Here is an 18,872-nt window from a genome sequence, read left to right as displayed (position 1 = left end):
CCCTCGGCGCGCGCAAATTGGACCGTGCGCGAACGCCCGCGTCCGGTAAAATACGGCCTTCCTCCATCCGCTTCCACTTCCTATGCCACGGCCGATAGTCGCAACGATCCACCTCGAATCCATGAAACACAATCTGGCCCGCGCCAAGGCGTGCGCGCCGCAGGCCAAGGCCTGGGGCGTGCTCAAGGCCAACGGCTACGGCCACGGGCTGGAGCGCGCCATGCGCGGCTTCGCCGCCGCCGACGGCCTGGCGCTGATCGAGTTCGACAACGCGGTGCGCCTGCGCGAGTTGGGCTGGAGCAAGCCCATCCTGCTGCTCGAGGGTTGCTTCGACGCCGACGACGTGCGCGCCATGGCGCAGTACGACTTCAACTGCGCCGTCCACTGCGACGAGCAGATCGCCTGGCTGGAGGCGGCCGAGGTCAAGCGGACCATCCACCTGCACCTGAAGATGAACACCGGCATGAACCGCCTCGGCTTCAAGCCGGAGGCCTTCGCCGCCGCCCACGCCCGCCTGCGCGCGCTGCCCTGGGTCGGCGAGATCACCTTGATGACCCACTTCGCCAACGCCGACGAGGCCGGCCACCCGGTGCTGACCTTGCACGAGCAGATCCGCCGCTTCAACCTGGGCGCGGCCGGCCTGCCCGGCCCCTACAGCCTGGCCAACTCGGCCGGCACGCTGCACCAGGCCGAGCTGGCCGACGTGCTGGTGAGCGACTGGGTGCGTCCCGGCATCATGCTGTACGGCGGCACGCCGGGCGGCCACAGCGCGGCCGAGTTCGGCCTGCGCCCGACCATGACCTTGAGCAGCGAGATCATCGGCACGCAGGACATCGTCGCCGGCGACGCGGTCGGCTACGGCAGCCGCTTCCTGGCCGAGCGGCCGATGCGCATCGGCGTGGTCGCCTGCGGCTATGCCGACGGCTACCCGCGCCACGCCCCGCTGGGCACGCCGGTGCTGGTCGACGGCGTGCGCACCCGCCTGGTCGGCCGCGTCTCGATGGACATGCTGACCGTCGACCTGAGCGACCTGCCCAACGCCGGCGTCGGCAGCAAGGTGGTGCTGTGGGGCGAGGGCATGCCGATCGACGAGGTGGCCGAGGCCGCCGGCACCATCGGCTACGAGCTGATGTGCGCGCTGGCGCCGCGCGTGCGCGTGGTCGAGGGCTGACGCGCGTGGCCACCAAAGCGAAAACCAACTACACCTGCAGCGACTGCGGCGCCGTCAGCAACAAGTGGACCGGCCAGTGCGCCGCCTGCCAGCAGTGGAACACCATGCTCGAGACGGTGCTCGAGAGCGGCGGGCAGAACCGCTATTCGAACCCGCCGCAGCACATGGCGCTGGCGCAGACCGCGCCGGTGCTGTCGCTGGCCGACATCGACGCGGTCGACGTGCCGCGCTTCGGCACCGGCATCGAGGAGTTCGACCGCGTGCTCGGCGGCGGCCTGGTGGCCGGCGGCGTGGTGCTGATCGGCGGCGACCCCGGCATCGGCAAGTCGACCCTGCTGCTGCAGGCGCTGGCCAACCTCTCGCACGACAAGAGCGTGCTCTACGTCAGCGGCGAGGAGTCCGGCGCGCAGATCGCGCTGCGCGCCAAGCGCCTGCTGATCGACGCCAAGGACTTGAAGCTGCAGGCCGAGATCCAGCTCGAGAAGATCCTCGGCACCCTGGCCGAGCTGAAGCCGCAGGTGGCGGTGATCGACTCGATCCAGACCGTGTATTCGGACGCGTTGAGCTCGGCGCCCGGCTCGGTGGCCCAGGTGCGCGAGTGCGCCGCCCAGCTGACCCGGGTGGCCAAGCAGACCGGCATCACCATCATCCTGGTCGGCCACGTCACCAAGGAGGGCGCGCTGGCCGGCCCGCGCGTGCTCGAACACATCGTCGACACGGTGCTGTACTTCGAGGGCGACAGCCATTCCAGTTTCCGCCTGGTGCGCGCCATCAAGAACCGCTTCGGCGCCGTCAACGAGCTGGGTGTGTTCGCCATGACCGAGAAGGGCTTGAAGGGGGTGTCCAACCCGTCGGCGCTGTTCCTCTCGCAGCACGACAGCCAGGTGCCGGGCTCCTGCGTGATGGTGACGCAGGAGGGCACCCGGCCGCTGCTGGTGGAGATCCAGGCGCTGGTCGACACCAGCCACCTGCCCAACGCGCGCCGCCTGTCGGTCGGCCTGGAGCAGAACCGCCTGGCCATGCTGCTGGCGGTGCTGCACCGCCACGCCGGCATCGCCGCCTTCGACCAGGACGTTTTCATCAACGCCGTCGGCGGCGTCAAGATCACCGAGCCGGCGGCCGACCTCGCCGTGCTGCTGGCGATCAACTCGTCGATGCGCAGCAAGGCCCTGCCGAGCGGCTTCGTGGTGTTCGGCGAGGTCGGCCTGGCCGGCGAGATCCGCCCGGCGCCGCGCGGCCAGGAGCGCCTGCGCGAGGCCGCCAAGCTGGGCTTCAAGCTGGCCATGATCCCCAAGGCCAACGCGCCCAAGCAGCCGATCGAGGGCATGACCATCATCGCCGTCGAGCGCATCGACGACGCCTTCAACAAGCTGCGCGAATACCAGTGAGGCGAAGCTAGAATCCGCGCCGGCAATGCGCCGCGCGTCAAAGCGCATTGCGCTGTAGAATAATAGACTATGCAGATTGCGGCGACACGCCGCGCCGAATTCTTTCATGTTGCTACCGTATCGGATTGAGAATTGTTAGTGGATCACAGATCAGCTGCGCGCAAGATCATGCGCTCGAAGGCCGTCGTAGTGATGGATGGCGCGCCGCCGGCGCAAGGGCGTACCCTGGACATCGGCGCCAGCGGCATGTCGATCACCTTCGACAGCAAGCTGGCGGTGGGCCAGATGGGCCAGGTGATGTTCGAGCTCTTCCTCGACGGCAAGGCGCAGATCATGACTTGCCGTTCGAAAGTCAGTTATTGCATCTTCAGCGGCGACCATTTCAAGATCGGCTACCAGTTCATGAACCTGGACCAGCCGACCTTGGCATCGATCACCAAGTTCCTGCGCTGAGTCCGTAGCGGGTGCCGACGGCGCGGGGCAGGGCGGCAAATCGCCCTCTGTTCGGGGTTTTAAAATTTCGGCAATCGTGGATAATAGGCAACTTGAAGAGCCGAGGCCGGCGCCCGCGCCGACTCCCTGTCACGCCCGGCTCGTGACGACACCGCGCCGCCGCGATCCGGCCGCGCCACCGAACTGGACGCGCACACCATGGTTACTACCTCCGCCCTCTCCGCCGGCAACTACGGCAGCACCGCCGCCACCTCCGATGTCTACGCCCGCGTCGAGCGGACCATGGCCTCGCAAAACAGTGGCGTCGCCAAACTCAACACCACGCTGACGCGCGACCAGGCCAAGTTGTCCGGCCTGGGCCAGCTGCAAAGCGCGCTGGCGAGCTTCAAGAACATCGCCGCCGGCCTGGCCGGCAACGGCCTGAGCACCAGCGCCTCGAGCAGCACCAAGGGCGTGCTGGCGGCCAGCGCGAGCGGCAGCGCCAAGGCCGCCACCTACGCCGTCGACGTCAAGCAACTGGCGCAGGGCCAGTTGTTGACCAGCGACATGCTGGTCAACAGCGCCGGCAAGATCGGCACCGGCGCCCCGGCCACCGTCAAGATCGAGTTCGGCAACGCCGACGAGAAGAGCTTCACCCCGGTCGGCGCCGGCAAGAGCATCACCATCGACAGCAAGAACAACACCCTCGACGGCATCGCCGCCGCCTTCCGCGAGGCCGGCGTCGACGCCAAGGTGGTCAAGAGCGGCAACGGTTTCGCCTTGTCGATCGCCGGCCAGAGCGGCGCCGAGCACAGCATGCGCATCAGCGTCAGCGGCGACGCCGCCGTCAAGGACCTGCTGGCCTACAACCCGGCCGGCACCAAGAACATGAAGGAGGGCGCCGCCGCCCAGGACGCGCTGTTGACCGTCAACGGCAAGGAGGTCAAGAGCGCCAGCAACACGCTGGACAAGGCCATCGACGGCGCCTCGCTGACCCTGGCCGCGAAGGGCAAGACCGACGTGGTGATCGCCCACGAACCCGGCGCAGATCGGCAAGAACGTGCGCGCCTTCGTCACCGCCTACAACGAACTGAACGACAAGCTGCAGGCCTTGCAGAAGGGCGAGCTGAAGTCCGACCGGGCGCTGAGCCAGGCCAGCGGCCAGCTGTCGCAGCTGCTCAAGACGGGCGGCAACGGCGTCTCGGTGGCGGCGCTGGCCAACGCCGGCGTCACGCTGGAGGCCAACGGCAGCCTCAAGCTGGACGAGAAGAAGCTCACCAGCGCGTTGGCGGCCGACGCCGGCACGGTGGGCAAGCTGTTCAGCAACGACGGCAAGGGCATCGCCGACCAGCTGGCCAGCAAGATCACCGCGCTGACCGGCAACGACAGCACCATCCGCAGGGAGGCCTTGTCGATCGGCAAGGAGATCACCAGCCTGAACGGCAAGAAGGCGCAGATGACCAAGGCGCTGACGGCGCAGGCCAACGCGCTGGTGGCGCTGTACACCCAGCAGGCGCAGACCGGCGCGGCCGGCGGCGCGGGTAAACCGACCTCGCTGTTCGACATGCTGGCCTGATTCCGTTTCTCCCGCCCCGGCCGCTGCCCGGCGCGAATCGCCGCGCGCCGGCCGGCGTGCGGTTCTGCTTGCGCCGCGCGCTTGCCAAGCTGGCTACAATGTCCGATCATCACGCCTTGTGTAGAATTTCCATTCTTCGGGAGGCGGGACCATGGCGGACAAGCGTAACAACAAGCGGGTGGTGGTGAATCTGGCGGCGGCAGCGCTGGCCGTCGCGGCGGCCCTGACGGCGGGCACGGCAGCGGCCCAGGCGCAGGAGGAGAACGGTCCTCAACATCTACAACTGGTCGGACTACATCGCCGACGACACGGTCAAGAACTTCGAAAAAGAAACGGGCATCAAGGTCCGCTATGATCTGTTCGACAACAACGAGATCCTCAACTCCAAGCTGGTCGCCGGCAAGTCCGGCTACGACGTCGTGGTGCCGACGGCGCCGTGGGCGCGCCTGCAGATCGACGCCAAGCTGCTGCGCAAGCTCGACAAGTCCAAGCTGGGCAACCTGGCCAACCTCGACCCGACCATCCAGGCCAAGCTGGCCAAGATCGACCCGAACAACGACTACCTGGTCGACTGGCTGTGGGGCTACACCACGGTCGGCATCAACGTCGCCAAGGTCAAGGCCGCGCTGGGCGAGCTGCCGATGCCGGACAACGCCTGGGACCTGATCTTCAATCCGAAATACGTCGCCAAGCTGAAATCCTGCGGCGTCTCCTTCCTCGACTCGCCGTCCGAGGTGCTGCCGGCCGCGCTGATGTACCTGGGCAAACCGGCCTACTCGAAGAGCGCCGCCGACTACACCGAGGCGGGCAAGCTGCTGCAGACCGTGCGCCCCTACATCACGCTGTTCAGCTCGTCGGGCTACATCAACGACATGGCCAACGGCGCCGTCTGCGTGGCGATGGGCTGGTCGGGCGACATCAACATCGCCCGCCAGCGCGCCATCGAGGCCAAGAACGGCAACGTGATCGAGGTGCTGCTGCCGAAGACGGCCGCCGCGCTGATGTTCGACACCATGGCCATCCCGGCCGACGCGCCGCACCCGAACAACGCCCACCTGTGGATCAACTACATCCTGCGGCCCGAGGTGCACGCCAGCCTGACCAACAAGGTGTTCTACGCCAACCCGAACAAGGCCGGCGTCAAGTTCGTGCGCAAGGATATCGCCGAGAACAAGAAGGTGTTCCTGTCCGACGCCGACAAGCAGCGCATGGCCGCGCCGGAGGCGGTGCCGGCCGACGTGCGCCGTTCCATCACCCGCATCTACACCAAGTTCAAGACCGGCGTGTAAGCGGCGGCCCTGGCCGGGGATTGCTGGCCTTACCCCGGCTTCGGGGTTCCGGGGTAGGGTGAAAGCAAAAAGGCGGCAGCGCCGGCATCCGGAGGGATGCCGCCACTGCCGCCCTGGCTTCCAGGCGAAGCCGATGGCTATTCGTGATAGCGGTCGACGAGTTTGGTTTTACTCCCACGCAGCTCTTCGACGAGCTCGTAAATGACCAGCGCGATCATGCCGCCGAAAATGCCGATGGTGAGCAGGGTGAACATATTGATATCAGCCGCCTTACGACGGCCGCTCCCTAGAGTTGGTACATTTTCACTCTAGCAGATGGTTACCGCTTTGCAAGCTCAACCCTGTTGAGGCAACGCTATTTGACCACCAGGTCGGCCGACATCACCGCCTTGAGATACAGGCTGCGCGGGTCGCCCGGCTCGCGCTGGGCGAACCACCAGGCGCTGGCCTTGCGGATGTCCCAGTCCATTTCCTCGCCCGTCATCAACAGCGCCGCCACCTGGCCCAGCGTGGGTTGGTGGCCGATCACCAGCACCGATTCCTTGGCGCCCGGCCAGTTGGCGGCGCGCAGGATGTCCTCCGGGTCGGCGCCCGGCGCCAGGTCGGCGTGGATTTTGAACTTGCGCCCCAGCGGCTCGGCCGTCTCCAGCGTGCGCAGCGCCGGGCTGACCAGCACCTTGCAGCTGTCGGGCAGTTGCGAGGCCAGCCACTGGCCCATGCGCCGCGCCTGCTTATGGCCTTTCACGGTGAGGGCGCGCTCCAGGTCGGTTTCGCCGGCGGCCGCGTCCTCGGCCTCGGCGTGGCGCCACAAGATGAGATCCATGCTTTTCTCCTGTTATCGAATTCAACGCAGCAAAAGATGATCCGGTGGATGGCGCGGCGCCACGCTAGTCGCCGGCCTCGTTGCTGGGCGTGCCCAGCGCTTGCATCAGGTAGTGCTGGGCGCTGAAGGCGGGCAGCTTGGCGCGCGGCTTGCGCCGCAGGTATTGGCCGTCCGCTTCGAGTTCCCAGGAGTTGCTGTTGTCCTTCAAATACGGGTTCAGGCCCTCGGCGATGACGCGCCGTTTCAGCGTGCGGTCCAGCACCGGGAAGGCCACCTCGATGCGGCGGAACAGGTTGCGGCTCATCCAGTCGGCGCTGGCCAGCATGACGTCGTGCGCCAGGTCGTTGCGGAAATAATAAATCCGGCTGTGCTCGAGGAAGCGGCCGATGATCGAGCGCACCCGGATGTTGTCGGACAGGCCGGGCACGCCGGGCCGCAGGGTGCAGGCGCCGCGCACGATCAGGTCGATCTTGACGCCGTCCTTCGACGCCGCGTACAGCGCGCGGATCACCGACTCGTCGACCAGTGCATTTATTTTAACAATAATCCGCCCCGGCCGGCCGGCGCGGGCGATGCGCGCCTCGTTGCGGATCGCCTTGATGATCTCGTTCTGCAGCGCGAACGGCGCCAGCCACAGGTGCTCGAGCTTGTGTGGCTTGGTCAGGCTGGTCAGGTGGATGAACACCTCGTTGACCTCGATCGCCAGGCCGGGGTGGCAGGTCAGCAGGCCGAAGTCGGTGTACAGCTTGGTGGTGGTCGGGTGGTAGTTGCCGGTGCCCAGGTGGGCGTAGAAGCGCAACTCGCCTTCCTCGCGGCGGATCACCAGGGCCAGCTTGGCGTGCGTCTTCAGGCCGACCACGCCGTACACCACCTGGGCGCCGGCCTGTTCCAGCCGGTCGGCCCAGTTGATGTTGGCCTCCTCGTCGAAGCGCGCCTTGAGCTCGACGATGACGGTGACCTCCTTGCCCTGGCGCGCCGCCGTGATCAGCGAGTCCATCAGGTCCGAGTTCATGCCGGTGCGGTAGATGGTCTGCTTGATCGCCACCACCGCCGGGTCGTGCGCGGCGCTGCGGATGAAATCGATCACCGTCTGGAACGACTGGTAGGGGTGGTGCAGCAGGATGTCTTGCTTCTTCAGCGCGCTGAAGATGTCCTGGTTCGGGTTCTTCGGCGCGAAGCCGGGGAAGAAGGGCTCGAAGCGCAGGCTGGGCTGGTTGACGTGGTCGATCAGCTCGGTCAGGCGCACCAGGTTGACCGGGCCGTTGACGGCGTACAGCCGGCTCTGGTCGAGGCCGAACTGGTCGAGCAGGAACTGCGACAGCTCCGGCGGGCAGTTCTTGGCCACCTCCAGCCGCACCGAGGTGCCGAACTGGCGGCCCTGCAACTCGCCTTTTAGGGCCTGGCGCAGGTTCTTGACCTCGTCCTCGTCGACCCACAGGTCGCTGTCGCGGGTGACGCGGAACTGCGAATAGGCGAGCACCTCGCGGCCGGCGAACAGGTCGGATATATGCGCGTGGATGATCGACGAGAGCAGGCAGAACGAGACGCCGCCGCTTTTCGACAGGTGGTCGGGCAGGCGGATCACCCGCGGCAGCACGCGCGGCGCCTTGACGATGGCGATCGCCGTGCCGCGGCCGAAGGCGTCCTTGCCGGACAGCGCGACGATGAAGTTCAAACTCTTGTTGACCACCTGCGGGAAGGGGTGGGCCGGGTCGAGGCCGATCGGCGTCAGCAGCGGCCGCACCTCGCGCTCGAAGTATTCCTTGACCCAGGCGCGCTGCGCCTCGTTGCGCTCGTTGTGGCGCACCAGGTGCACGCCCTTGGCCTGCAATTGCGGCAGCACTTCCTGGTTGAGGATCTCGTATTGGTGCGCCACCAGGTCGTGGCACTCGTTGCTGATGCGGCTCAAGGTGGCCACCAGGGCGGGGTGCTCGGACAGGGCGCCGTCGACGCTGGCGGCGGCCAGCAGGCTGGCCACGCGCACCTCGAAGAACTCGTCGAGGTTGCTGCTGGCGATGCACAGGTAGCGCAGGCGCTCGAGCAGCGGGATGGCCTTGTCCTCGGCTTGCGCCAGCACGCGCCGGTTGAACATCAGCTGGGATAGTTCGCGGTCGAGAAAAATGCTGTTTTTGGTCACGTCCACACGCAGATCAGGCTTCATGGTGTATTTAATCACTTTAACAGATAGCTAATTCTAGCCTGAATACACAATACATATTGATAACTTCATAGTGTAGATGTCAAATATGACGAGTTCGTGACATAGTCTGTCATAAATGCCGGGAAAGAGGGTTCAATTGTGACAAGCGCAGAGTGAAAAGCGGCGCAAAATACTCTTTTCGACATAATTTCGGCATGTCATAAACCTGTCATATTTGGCCGGTAGACTGCGCAGCATCCCAACCCCGGATAATCAAATCAAAAGGACTTGATATGCGTATGAAACAGTTGTTCTCTTCCCTGGTAGTCGGCGCCGCCGCAGTGATGGCATTCTCGTCCGCTTCCGCCGCCGACATGACCGGCGCTGGCGCTACCTTCCCATACCCGATCTACGCCAAATGGGCGGAGTCGTACAAAGCGGCAACCGGCAACGGCCTGAACTATCAGTCCGTCGGCTCCGGCGCCGGCATCAAACAAATCAAAGCCAAGACCGTCGACTTCGGCGCCTCGGACATGCCGCTCAAGGCGGAAGACCTGGACACCGAAGGCCTGATGCAGTTCCCGGCCATCATGGGCGGCGTGGTCACCGTGGTCAACCTGGACGGCGTCACCCCGGGCCAGCTGAAGCTGACCGGTCCGGTCATCGCCGACATCTACCTGGGCAAGATCACCCACTGGAACGCGCCTGAGATCGCCGCGCTGAACGCCGGCGCCAAGCTGCCCGCCACCGAAATCACCGTGGTGCACCGCGCCGACGGTTCGGGCACCTCCTTCCTGTTCACCGACTACCTGTCGAAAACCAGCCCCGACTTCAAAACCAAGGTTGGCGCCGGTTCGGCCGTCAAGTGGGTGGTCGGCGTGGGCGGCAAGGGCAACGAAGGCGTCGCCGCCAACGTGCAGCGCATCAAGGGTTCGATCGGCTACGTCGAGTGGGCCTTCGCCAAAAAGAACAAGATGCAGCACACCCAGCTGAAAAACAAGGACGGCAACTTCCTGCAGCCTGACGACGACTTCTTCAAAGCCGCCGCCGCCAGCGCCGAGTGGACCAAGACCCCAGGCTTCGGCGTGGTGCTGACCGACCAGGCCGGCAAGAACTCCTGGCCGATCACCGGCGTGTCCTTCATCCTGATGCACAAAGCCCAGGCCGACGCCGCCAAAGGCAAAGAAGTGCTGAAGTTCTTCGACTGGGCCTTCAAGAACGGTGGCGCCTCCGCCGTCGAACTGGACTACGTGCCGCTGCCGGCTTCGGTCGTCAAGCTGGTGCAGGACTCCTGGAAAGCCAACCTGAAAGACAGCTCGGGCAAGGCCATCTACTAATCCGGATCTCCCCTTCGGCCCGGCCCCGGCCGGCCGAGGGGGTTAGCCTGCTCTTCTCGCCCGGGAGGAGCAGGCTAGCTGACATCCACGAGACAACATAATATGAGCGCAGACATCACTTCCCCGCCGTTTTCCCTGTCCGAGTCCACCATGAGCGAAGCCGAGCACGCCGTCATGCACAACACCATGCGCAAGCAGCGTATCCAGGACTTCATCTTCCACAAGGTGACGATGAGCTTCGCGCTGTCGGTGCTGTTGGTGCTGATCGGCATCATCGCGCTGCTGGTCAAAGGCGCCTGGCCGGCCTTCCACGAGTTCGGCCCGGCCTTCATCACCACCGTCGAATGGGACCCGGTCAACGACAAGTATGGCGCGCTGATCGCCATCGTCGGCACCCTGACCACCTCCGGCATCGCCCTGTTGATCGCCTTCCCGGTCAGCTTCGGCATCGCCCTGTTCCTCACCGAGATCTGCCCGACCTGGCTGCGCCGCCCGATGGGCACCGCCGTCGAGCTGCTGGCCGGCGTGCCGTCCATCATCTACGGCATGTGGGGCCTGTTCGTCTTCGCGCCCTTGTTCGCCGACTACGTCCAGCCGCTGCTGAAGAACACCATCGGCCACCTGCCCGTCGTCGGCCAGTTGTTCAACGGCCCGACCATGGGCATCGGCATCCTCACCGCCGGTCTGATCCTGGCGGTGATGATCATCCCCTTCATCTCCTCGGTGATGCGCGACGTGTTCGAGATCGTGCCGGCCGTGCTGAAGGAATCGGCCTACGGCCTCGGCTGCACCAAGTGGGAAGTGGTGCGCAAGATCGTGCTGCCCTACACCAAGACCGGCGTGGTCGGCGGTGTCATGCTGGGCCTCGGCCGCGCCCTCGGCGAGACGATGGCGGTGACCTTCGTCATCGGCAACGCCAACAAGCTGTCGTGGTCGCTGTTCGCCGCCGGCAACAGCATCGCCTCCACCCTGGCCAACGAGTTCGCCGAGGCCGAGTCGACGCTGCACGTGTCCTCGTTGTTCGCGCTGGCGCTGATCCTGTTCGTCATTACCTTTATCGTTTTATCGGCCGCCAAGATCATGCTGGCCGGCATGTCCCGCAAGGAAGGCGTCAAATAATGAGCCAAGCTAACGTTACCCCGATCGACGCGTCGGTCCAGTTCAACCCGCAGTTGAACCCGGTCTACCGCAAGCGCCTGTTCGTCCACCGCGTCGGCATCGCGCTGTCGGTGGCCGCCATGTCGCTCGGCCTGATCTTCCTGTTGTGGATTCTCGCCACCTTGCTGTTCAAGGGCTTCGGCGCGCTCAGCGTGGCGATGTTCACGCAGACCACGCCGGCCCCCGGCAGCGAGGGCGGCGGTTTGCTCAACGCCATCGTCGGCAGCCTGATGCTGGTCGGCCTGGCCACCGCCATCAGCACGCCGATCGGCATCCTGTCCGGCATCTACCTGGCCGAGTATGGCGAAGAGAACAAGATCGCCCACCTGACCCGCTTCGTCACCGACATCATGCTGTCGGCGCCGTCGATCGTCATCGGCCTGTTCGTGTACGCCATCTACGTCGCCAACGTCAAGCACTTCTCCGGCTACGCCGGCACCCTGGCGCTGGCCCTGATCGCCGTGCCGGTGGTGGTGCGCACCACCGACAACATGCTGCGCCTGGTGCCCAACAGCCTGCTCGAAGCCGCCTTCGCCCTCGGCGCGCCGCGCTGGAAGGTGGCCCTGATGGTGCGCCTGCGCGCCGTCAAGGCCGGCGTGGTGACCGGCGTGCTGCTGGCGCTGGCGCGCATCTCCGGCGAAACCGCGCCGCTGCTGTTCACCGCGCTCAACAACCAGTTCTTCAGCGCCGACATGAACCGGCCGCTGGCCAACCTGCCGGTGGTGATCTACCAGTACGCCATGAGCCCCTACGACAACTGGCGCGAGCTGGCCTGGGGCGGCGCGCTGTTGGTGACCTTTAGTGTGCTGGCGTTGAACATCCTGTCGCGCACCCTGTTCAGCCAAAAAATCCCGAATTGAACGATACTGAACGACTCTGATAAAGCGATCAATAATGAATACGCAACTGACCCCTGAGAACACCGCCGCCATGACCGCCAAGCGCAAGACCATCGAAATTTCGGGTTTGAACTTCTTCTACGGCAAAACCCAGAGCCTGACCAACGTCAACCTGGACATCCACGAGAAGCAGGTGACGGCCTTCATCGGCCCCTCCGGCTGCGGCAAGTCGACCCTGCTGCGCACCCTCAACCGCATGTACGACCTGTACCCCGGCCAGCGCGCCGAGGGCCAGATCATCTACCGCGGCCGCAACATCCTCGAACCGGGCCAGGACGTCAACATGTTGCGCGCCAAGGTCGGCATGGTGTTCCAGAAGCCCACCCCGTTCCCCATGTCGGTCTACGACAACATCGCCTTCGGCGTGCGCCTGTACGACGAACCTGTCGAAGGGCGAGATGGACGAGCGCGTCGAATGGGCGCTGAAGAAGGCCGCGCTGTGGGGCGAGGTCAAGGACAAGCTGAGCAAGAGCGGCCTGAGCCTGTCGGGCGGCCAGCAGCAGCGCCTGTGCATCGCCCGCGGCGTCGCCGTCAAGCCCGACGTGCTGCTGCTCGACGAGCCGACCTCGGCGCTGGACCCGATCTCGACCTCCAAGGTGGAGGAGCTGATCAGCGAACTCAAGCAGGACTACACCATCGCCATCGTCACCCACAACATGCAGCAGGCCGCCCGTTGCTCCGACTACACCGCCTATATGTACCTGGGCGAGCTGGTCGAGTTCGGCGAGACCGACCAGATCTTCATGAATCCGGCGCGCAAGGAAACCCAGGACTACATCACCGGCCGTTTCGGCTAAGCCGGCAACCCCCAAGTCGGGCCCGGCCTTTTACAATATAGAACGCATCGAAACGGAGAGACAGCATGTTAGGCGAGCATTCATCCAAGCAGTACGACAACGAATTAGAAGCAATCCGCTCCAAGGTGTTGCTGATGGGCGGCATCGTCGAGACCCAGTTCCTCGACGCCATGACCTGCTTCCGCATCGGCAACCCCGAGCGCGCCGACCGCGTCATGCGCGAGGACGACGCCGTCAACCAGCTCGAAGTGTCGCTGGACGACGCCTGCAGCCACCTGATCGTGCGCCGCCAGCCGGCCGCCAACGACCTGCGCACCATCATGGCGACCATCAAGGTGATCACCGACCTCGAGCGCATCGGCGACGAGGCCACCAAGATCGCCCGCGTCGCCAAGAGCCTGCACGGCCGCGGCACCGTCACCGTCAACCACTACGAGATGGTGCGCGGCATCGCCAACAGCGCCAGCGACATGCTGCACGACGCCCTCGACGCCTTCGCCCGCAACGACGGCAGCCAGGCGCTGCAGCTGATCGCCCAGGACGCCGTGATCGACCACGAGTTCCGTTCCATCATGCGCAACCTGATCACCTTCATGATGGAGGATCCGCGTACCATCTCGGCCGCGCTGGACACCCTGTGGGTGGCCAAGGCGATCGAGCGCATCGGCGACCACGCCAAGAACATCGCCGAGTATGTGATCTATGTGGTCGAGGGCAAGGACATCCGCCACACCAAGACCGCGCCCCTGCCGGACGAGCTTTCGAAATAAGAGTTATGGCATCTGATAAAACCACGGTATTGATTGTTGAGGACGAACCGGCGATCGTCGAGCTGGTCACCTTTTCGCTGCGCGAGGCCGGCTGGAACTGCTGTGCCGTCGCCAGCGTGGCGGAGGCCTGGGAGTTCATCCAGACCCGCACGCCGCAGCTGATTTTGCTCGACTGGATGCTGCCCGACCAGACCGGTTTGCGCCTGCTGGCGCGCATCCGCGCCGACCGCCAGTTCGGCACCATCCCGGTCATCATGTTGACCGCCAAGAGCATGGAGGAGGACAAGCTGGCCGGCCTCAACAGCGGCGCCGACGACTACGTCACCAAGCCGTTCTCGCCGCGCGAGCTGCTGGCCCGCGCCAAGGCGCTGCTGCGCCGCAAGAGCCCGGAGCACGCCCAGTCCACCATGCGCGCCGGCAACGTGATGCTCGACCCGGTCAGTTGCACGGTGTCGATGGACCAGCAAAAGATCGACATCGGCCACGCCGAGTACAAGCTGCTCAAGTTCCTGCTGGCCCACCCGGAGCGGGTGTTTTCGCGCAGCCAGTTGCTCGACAAGGTGTGGGGCGACCATGTGGTGATCGAGGAGCGCACCGTCGACGTCCACGTGCTGCGCCTGCGCAAGGCCTTGAAGGAGGCCGAGCACCTGATCAAGACGGTGCGCAGCGTCGGCTACATGTTGTCGGAAAAATAGGCGACAATCACCGCTTCGCCCACCACCGCCTCAATTCTCGCGACACTCTCCCCTATGAATCCTAAACTGCTGTTCTGGGTGCCCGCCGCGCTGCGCATGGGCATCATCCTGGCCGGCGTGGGTGTGCTCGGTTTCCTCTTCGGCGCCATGCCGGCGCTGATCGTCGCCTGTGTCGCCATGGCCCTGCTGGTGTTCGTCCAGCTCGGCTACCTGTACCAGCTCAGCGACTGGCTAGACCATCCGCACAGCGCCAAGCTGCCCGACGGCTGGGGCGCCTGGACCAACATCTTCTCCCGCCTGTACCGCCTGCGCCGCGACGACGAGAAGAACCAGGCCGAGCTGACCGAGTGGCTGGCCCGCTTCCGCCAGGCCATGCATTTGCTGCCCGACGGCGTGGTCATCATGGACGACGTGCTGTTCCTCGAATGGTGCAACCCGGCCGCCGAGCAGCACCTGGGCCTGACCCACGAACGCGACAAGGGCATGCGCGTGACCAACCTGGTGCGCAGCCCGGACTTCATGGACTACATCATCCTCGGCCGCTACGAGCAGCCGTTGACCTTGAGTTTCCGCGAGCGCAAGCTGATCGTCCACATCATCCCCTTCGAGAACCGGCGGCAGATTTTGGTGACGCACGACGCCACCGAGACCGAGCGCACCGAGATGATGCGGCGCGACTTCATCGCCAACGCCTCGCACGAGCTGCGCACGCCGCTGACGGTGATCGTCGGCTTCCTCGAGATCGCCGCCTCCGAACAGCTCGACCAGGCCACCCGCATGGGCCACCTGAAGCTGATGACGGAGCAGGGCCACCGCATGCAACATTTGATCGAGGACATGCTGACCTTGTCGCGGCTGGAGTCGGTCGACTACCCGATGCGGCCCGAGCGGGTCGACGTGCTCAAGTTGATGGGCCAGATCCAGCGCGACGCCCGCGCCCTGTCGGCCGGCAAGCACGAGATCAGCATGGACGTCGACGGCCCCGACGTGATGGGCAGTTACGACGAGCTCTACAGCGCCTTCGGCAACCTGGCCTCCAACGCGGTGCGCTACACGCCGGCCGGCGGCACCATCCACCTGGAGTGGAAGGAGGGGCCGTCCTGGGCCAAGTTCAGCGTGGTCGACACCGGCATCGGCATCAGCCCCGAGCACATTTCGCGGCTCACCGAGCGCTTCTACCGCGTCGACAAGAGCCGCTCGCGCGAAACCCAGGGCACCGGCCTGGGCCTGGCCATCGTCAAGCACGTGCTGCTGCGCCACGGCGCCACGCTGCAGATCAAGTCGGAGGCGGGCAAGGGCAGCAGCTTCGTGGTGTGCATGCCGAAGGCGGCCATCGCGCCGCGCCAGCCCGAGTTGCTGCTGAACTGAGGCGGCATCGCCCGGCCGCGCCACATGGAAGGGTCAGACCCTAGGGTCTGACCCTGGGGTGCTGTCGTTGGGCTTGTGCCGCACGGCTGGCGCCTGGATGCCGCATTAAAAATGCCTTAAACCACGCCGCCGGGCCGGCCCCGGCGGTGGCGGGTGCATCAATTACGTTACAATCTGCTGCGCCAATCACAGCAGACCAGAACACCACATGCATCCAAGACGTACCGCCCTCATCGCTCTCGCCGCCCTGGCGCTGAGCGCCTGCAAGACCGTGCCCACCGCGCCCGAGGCGCCGGCCCAGGCCGCCCCCGTGGCCCCGCGCAAGATCAAGATCGGCCTGGCGCTGGGCGGCGGCGCCGCGCGCGGCTTCGCCCACATCGGCGTCATCAAGGCGCTCGAATCGCAGGGCATCTACCCGGACATCGTGGTCGGCACCAGCGCCGGCAGCGTGGTCGGCGCCCTCTACGCCGCCGGCAACACCGGCTTCCAGCTGCAAAAGATCGCCTTCGACATGGACGAGGCCGCCATTTCCGACTGGGCGCTGCCGCTGTTCGGCAAGAGTTCCGGCGTGCTCAAGGGCGAGGCCCCTGCAAAGCTATGTCAACAAGACGGTCAACAACGCGCCGATGGAGAAGCTCAAGCTGCCCTTCGGCGCCGTGGCCTCCGACCTGAAGAGCGGCCAGCCGATCCTTTTCCTGCGCGGCAACACCGGCATGGCCGTGCGCGCCTCGTCGGCCGTGCCGGGCGTGTTCCAGCCGGTGGTCATCGGCGGCCACAGCTATGTCGACGGCGGCCTGGTGGCGCCGGTGCCGGTGCGTTTCGCGCGCGACATGGGGGCCGACTTCGTCATCGCCGTCAATATCTCGACCCAGGCCGATGTGCAGGCCACGGTCAGCTCGCTCGACGTCATCATGCAGACCTTCAGCATCATGGGCCAGCGCATCAACCAGTTCGAGCTGAAGGACGCCGACGTGGTGATCCTGCCGGCGCTGGGCAAGATGGCCGGCAACGACTTCAACGGCCGCAACCAGGCCATTTTGGCCGGCGAGCAGGCCGCCTTCGCGGTGATGCCGCAACTCAAGGCCCGGCTGGAAGCCAAGCGCAAGCCATAATCTTGGCGCCGGCGCAACAAACTATCGCAGCAAAAGTCGTACAATTCGGCTTCATTTTTGAGGGAAACAACATGCAAACCAAACCAGTATTGACGCTAGCAGACGTCAAAAAGATCGCCGCCGCCGCCGAAGCCGAAGCCGTGGCCAACAATTGGGCGGTGGTGATCGCCATCGTCGACGACGGCGGCCATCTGCTGTGGCTGCAACGCCAGGACGGCGCCGCGCCGCTGTCGGCCCACATCGCCCCGGCCAAGGCCAAGACCGCCGCGCTGGGTCGCCGCGAGTCGCGCATCTATGAAGAAATGATCAACGGCGGCCGCGTTTCCTTCCTCAGCGCGCCGGAGATCGAAGGCATGCTCGAAGGCGGCGTGCCCATCGTCGTCGACGGCCACTACGTCGGCGCGGTCGGCGTGTCCGGCGTCAAATCGGCGGAAGACGCGCAGATCGCCAAGGCCGGTATCGCCGCCCTGAACTAAGTTCCAGTAGGGCAGGGCGGCCGCCGCGCCCTTTGTCCAATTGGCAAAAAATGCCGCCCCAGCCCGCTGGGCGGCATTTTTTATGTGCCGCCGCTCATTGCCAAACAGGGGAGAATTGGTTATAATTCAAAGGTTTAGCCAATCACACACATACCGTAGCGACTACCACACATCCCTTCATTCATATGACCTGCAAACCCTGGGCACAACGGCTCGGGGTCCATGGCGGTCGGTCTGACGTGGCGCAGCTACGGTAACTTTATCAGGAGTTGCCCTTGCCGCCATTTTTTTCTGGCCCTTCCGTCCCAGCCATCCTCGCGCTCGCTGACGGAACCATTTTCAAAGGTTTTTCCATCGGTGCCGCCGGCCATACCACCGGCGAGGTGGTGTTCAACACCTCCATGACCGGTTACCAGGAAATCCTTACCGACCCGAGCTATTGCCGCCAGATCGTCACGCTGACGTATCCGCACATCGGCAACACCGGCATCAACGCCGAGGACGTCGAGTCCTCCAAGGTCCACGCCGCCGGCCTGATCATCCGTGATCTGCCGCTGATGGCCTCGAATTTCCGCTCCACCCAGTCGCTGGCCGACTACCTGAAGGCCGAGAACATCGTCGCCATCGCCGGTATCGACACCCGCAAGCTGACCCGCATCCTGCGTGAAAAAGGTGCGCAGGGCGGCGCCATCCTGGTCGGCACCCAGGGCAACGAGCCGTCCACCGCGCAAGCGCTGGAACTGGCCCGCTCCTTCCCCGGCTTGGCCGGCATGGACCTGGCCAAGGTGGTCTCGACCAAGACCGCCTACGAGTGGACCGAGTCGGAATGGGCGCTGGGCGAAGGCTACGGCAAGCAGGCCGATCCCAAGTTCCACGTGGTCGCCTTCGACTTCGGTGTCAAGCGCAACATCCTGCGCATGCTGGCCCAGCGCGGCTGCAAAGTGACGGTGCTGCCGGCCCAGTCGTCGGCCGCCGACGCGCTGGCGCTGAACCCGGACGGCGTCTTCCTGTCGAACGGCCCCGGCGACCCGGAACCGTGCGACTACGCCATCGCGGCGACCAAGGAGTTGATCGAGAAGGGCATTCCCGTCTTCGGCATCTGCCTGGGTCACCAGATCATGGCGCTGGCCTCCGGCGCGAAGACCTTGAAAATGAAGTTCGGCCACCACGGCGCCAACCACCCGGTGCAGTAACCTGGACAGCAAGAAAGTGATGATCACCTCGCAGAACCACGGTTTCGCCGTGGACGCCGCGACCCTGCCGGCCAACTGCCGCGTCACCCACAGCTCCCTGTTCGACGGTTCCCTGCAGGGCTTCGCCCGCACCGACAAACCGGCGTTCTGCTTCCAGGGCCACCCTGAAGCCTCGCCGGGCCCGACTGACGTCGCTTACCTGTTTGACCGCTTCATCGGCCTGATGGAAGCTACGGAGAAAAAATAAG

At 65.2% G+C, this 18,872-nt stretch carries 14 protein-coding genes and 5 pseudogenes; 16 read left to right on the top strand and 3 right to left on the bottom strand.

The features are described 5' to 3' along the window. The first annotated feature begins 82 nt into the window (after positions 1 to 82). From alr to QC826_RS18270, 4 genes and pseudogenes are all read left to right on the top strand, one after another. The gene (alr, locus tag QC826_RS18285; protein WP_279761862.1) at positions 83 to 1,171 is read left to right on the top strand and encodes an alanine racemase; all 1,089 of its coding nucleotides are present in this window, start codon (positions 83 to 85) and stop codon (positions 1,169 to 1,171) included. 5 nt (positions 1,172 to 1,176) lie between these two features. Next, entirely contained in the window at positions 1,177 to 2,559 is a 1,383-nt protein-coding gene (gene radA, locus QC826_RS18280) for a DNA repair protein RadA (RefSeq protein WP_279761861.1), read from the top strand. A gap of 138 nt (positions 2,560 to 2,697) precedes the next feature. Continuing rightward, entirely contained in the window at positions 2,698 to 3,012 is a 315-nt protein-coding gene (locus tag QC826_RS18275) for a PilZ domain-containing protein (RefSeq protein WP_245774277.1), read from the top strand. A 198-nt stretch (positions 3,013 to 3,210) separates the two neighbouring features. After that, positions 3,211 to 3,483 (top strand): annotated as a pseudogene (locus tag QC826_RS18270) (flagellar cap protein FliD N-terminal domain-containing protein); the annotation flags it as partial. Positions 3,484 to 3,506: 23 nt separating this feature from the next. Here QC826_RS18270 and QC826_RS18265 read toward each other — a convergent pair. Then, positions 3,507 to 3,842, bottom strand: a complete 336-nt coding sequence (locus QC826_RS18265) for a hypothetical protein (RefSeq protein ID WP_279761860.1) — start codon at positions 3,840 to 3,842, stop codon at positions 3,507 to 3,509. 209 nt (positions 3,843 to 4,051) lie between these two features. On the opposite strand from QC826_RS18265, the gene fliD reads away from it, so the two are divergent. Both fliD and QC826_RS18255 read left to right on the top strand, forming a co-directional pair. After that, positions 4,052 to 4,567, top strand: coding sequence for a flagellar filament capping protein FliD (fliD, locus tag QC826_RS18260; protein WP_279761859.1), 516 nt, complete (start codon positions 4,052 to 4,054; stop codon positions 4,565 to 4,567). A 151-nt stretch (positions 4,568 to 4,718) separates the two neighbouring features. Next, positions 4,719 to 5,856, top strand: a pseudogene (locus QC826_RS18255) (polyamine ABC transporter substrate-binding protein). 355 nt (positions 5,857 to 6,211) lie between these two features. Here QC826_RS18255 and QC826_RS18250 read toward each other — a convergent pair. Together QC826_RS18250 and ppk1 are read right to left on the bottom strand one after the other, a co-directional pair. Then, entirely contained in the window at positions 6,212 to 6,679 is a 468-nt protein-coding gene (locus QC826_RS18250) for a SixA phosphatase family protein (protein WP_279761858.1), read from the bottom strand. 64 nt (positions 6,680 to 6,743) lie between these two features. Next, the gene (ppk1, locus tag QC826_RS18245; RefSeq protein ID WP_279761857.1) at positions 6,744 to 8,840 is read right to left on the bottom strand and encodes a polyphosphate kinase 1; all 2,097 of its coding nucleotides are present in this window, start codon (positions 8,838 to 8,840) and stop codon (positions 6,744 to 6,746) included. A 272-nt stretch (positions 8,841 to 9,112) separates the two neighbouring features. On the opposite strand from ppk1, the gene pstS reads away from it, so the two are divergent. The 10 genes and pseudogenes from pstS (at position 9,113) to carA (ending at position 18,871) form a co-directional block, all read left to right on the top strand. Continuing rightward, a complete protein-coding gene (pstS, locus tag QC826_RS18240) occupies positions 9,113 to 10,156 on the top strand; it encodes a phosphate ABC transporter substrate-binding protein PstS (RefSeq protein ID WP_279761856.1) in 1,044 nt (347 codons plus the stop codon). A gap of 150 nt (positions 10,157 to 10,306) precedes the next feature. Further along, entirely contained in the window at positions 10,307 to 11,275 is a 969-nt protein-coding gene (gene pstC / locus QC826_RS18235; RefSeq protein ID WP_279766529.1) for a phosphate ABC transporter permease subunit PstC, read from the top strand. Next, entirely contained in the window at positions 11,275 to 12,174 is a 900-nt protein-coding gene (gene pstA / locus QC826_RS18230) for a phosphate ABC transporter permease PstA (RefSeq protein WP_279761855.1), read from the top strand. The genes pstC and pstA overlap by 1 nt, the downstream gene beginning before the upstream one ends. 172 nt (positions 12,175 to 12,346) lie before the next feature. Then, a pseudogene (gene pstB, locus QC826_RS18225) lies at positions 12,347 to 13,010 on the top strand (phosphate ABC transporter ATP-binding protein PstB). 65 nt (positions 13,011 to 13,075) lie between these two features. After that, on the top strand, positions 13,076 to 13,780 hold the full coding sequence (gene phoU, locus QC826_RS18220; protein WP_093388568.1) for a phosphate signaling complex protein PhoU: 705 nt from the start codon (positions 13,076 to 13,078) through the stop codon (positions 13,778 to 13,780). A 5-nt stretch (positions 13,781 to 13,785) separates the two neighbouring features. Further along, positions 13,786 to 14,475: a response regulator gene (locus QC826_RS18215; protein ID WP_093388569.1), complete on the top strand. Its 690-nt coding sequence runs from the start codon at positions 13,786 to 13,788 to the stop codon at positions 14,473 to 14,475. 54 nt (positions 14,476 to 14,529) lie between these two features. Beyond that, positions 14,530 to 15,843 carry a phosphate regulon sensor histidine kinase PhoR gene (gene phoR, locus QC826_RS18210; protein ID WP_279761854.1) on the top strand — a complete coding sequence of 438 codons (1,314 nt, stop codon included), beginning with the start codon at positions 14,530 to 14,532 and terminating at the stop codon, positions 15,841 to 15,843. Between the two features lie 208 nt (positions 15,844 to 16,051). Further along, positions 16,052 to 16,955, top strand: a pseudogene (locus tag QC826_RS18205) (patatin-like phospholipase family protein). Positions 16,956 to 17,026: 71 nt separating this feature from the next. Continuing rightward, on the top strand, positions 17,027 to 17,431 hold the full coding sequence (locus QC826_RS18200) for a GlcG/HbpS family heme-binding protein (protein WP_093388572.1): 405 nt from the start codon (positions 17,027 to 17,029) through the stop codon (positions 17,429 to 17,431). Between the two features lie 275 nt (positions 17,432 to 17,706). Continuing rightward, a pseudogene (carA, locus tag QC826_RS18195) lies at positions 17,707 to 18,871 on the top strand (glutamine-hydrolyzing carbamoyl-phosphate synthase small subunit). Position 18,872: the final 1 nt, after the last annotated feature.

This window comes from Rugamonas sp. DEMB1, from assembly GCF_029834475.1.
GTDB lineage: Bacteria > Pseudomonadota > Gammaproteobacteria > Burkholderiales > Burkholderiaceae_D > Rugamonas > Rugamonas rubra.
The sequence above is the reverse complement of the archived record's forward strand: the minus strand, read 5'-3'. Positions and strand labels throughout refer to the sequence as shown.

Excerpts from the sequence above, each read along its gene's own strand:
- alr (WP_279761862.1), top strand. The coding sequence starts at position 83 with ATGCCACGGCCGATAGTCGCAACGATCCACCTCGAATCCATGAAACAC.
- QC826_RS18250 (WP_279761858.1), bottom strand. The coding sequence starts at position 6,679 with ATGGATCTCATCTTGTGGCGCCACGCCGAGGCCGAGGACGCGGCCGCC.
- ppk1 (WP_279761857.1), bottom strand. The coding sequence starts at position 8,840 with ATGAAGCCTGATCTGCGTGTGGACGTGACCAAAAACAGCATTTTTCTC.
- pstS (WP_279761856.1), top strand. The coding sequence starts at position 9,113 with ATGCGTATGAAACAGTTGTTCTCTTCCCTGGTAGTCGGCGCCGCCGCA.
- pstC (WP_279766529.1), top strand. The coding sequence starts at position 10,307 with ATGAGCGAAGCCGAGCACGCCGTCATGCACAACACCATGCGCAAGCAG.
- pstA (WP_279761855.1), top strand. The coding sequence starts at position 11,275 with ATGAGCCAAGCTAACGTTACCCCGATCGACGCGTCGGTCCAGTTCAAC.
- phoU (WP_093388568.1), top strand. The coding sequence starts at position 13,076 with ATGTTAGGCGAGCATTCATCCAAGCAGTACGACAACGAATTAGAAGCA.
- QC826_RS18215 (WP_093388569.1), top strand. The coding sequence starts at position 13,786 with ATGGCATCTGATAAAACCACGGTATTGATTGTTGAGGACGAACCGGCG.
- phoR (WP_279761854.1), top strand. The coding sequence starts at position 14,530 with ATGAATCCTAAACTGCTGTTCTGGGTGCCCGCCGCGCTGCGCATGGGC.
- QC826_RS18200 (WP_093388572.1), top strand. The coding sequence starts at position 17,027 with ATGCAAACCAAACCAGTATTGACGCTAGCAGACGTCAAAAAGATCGCC.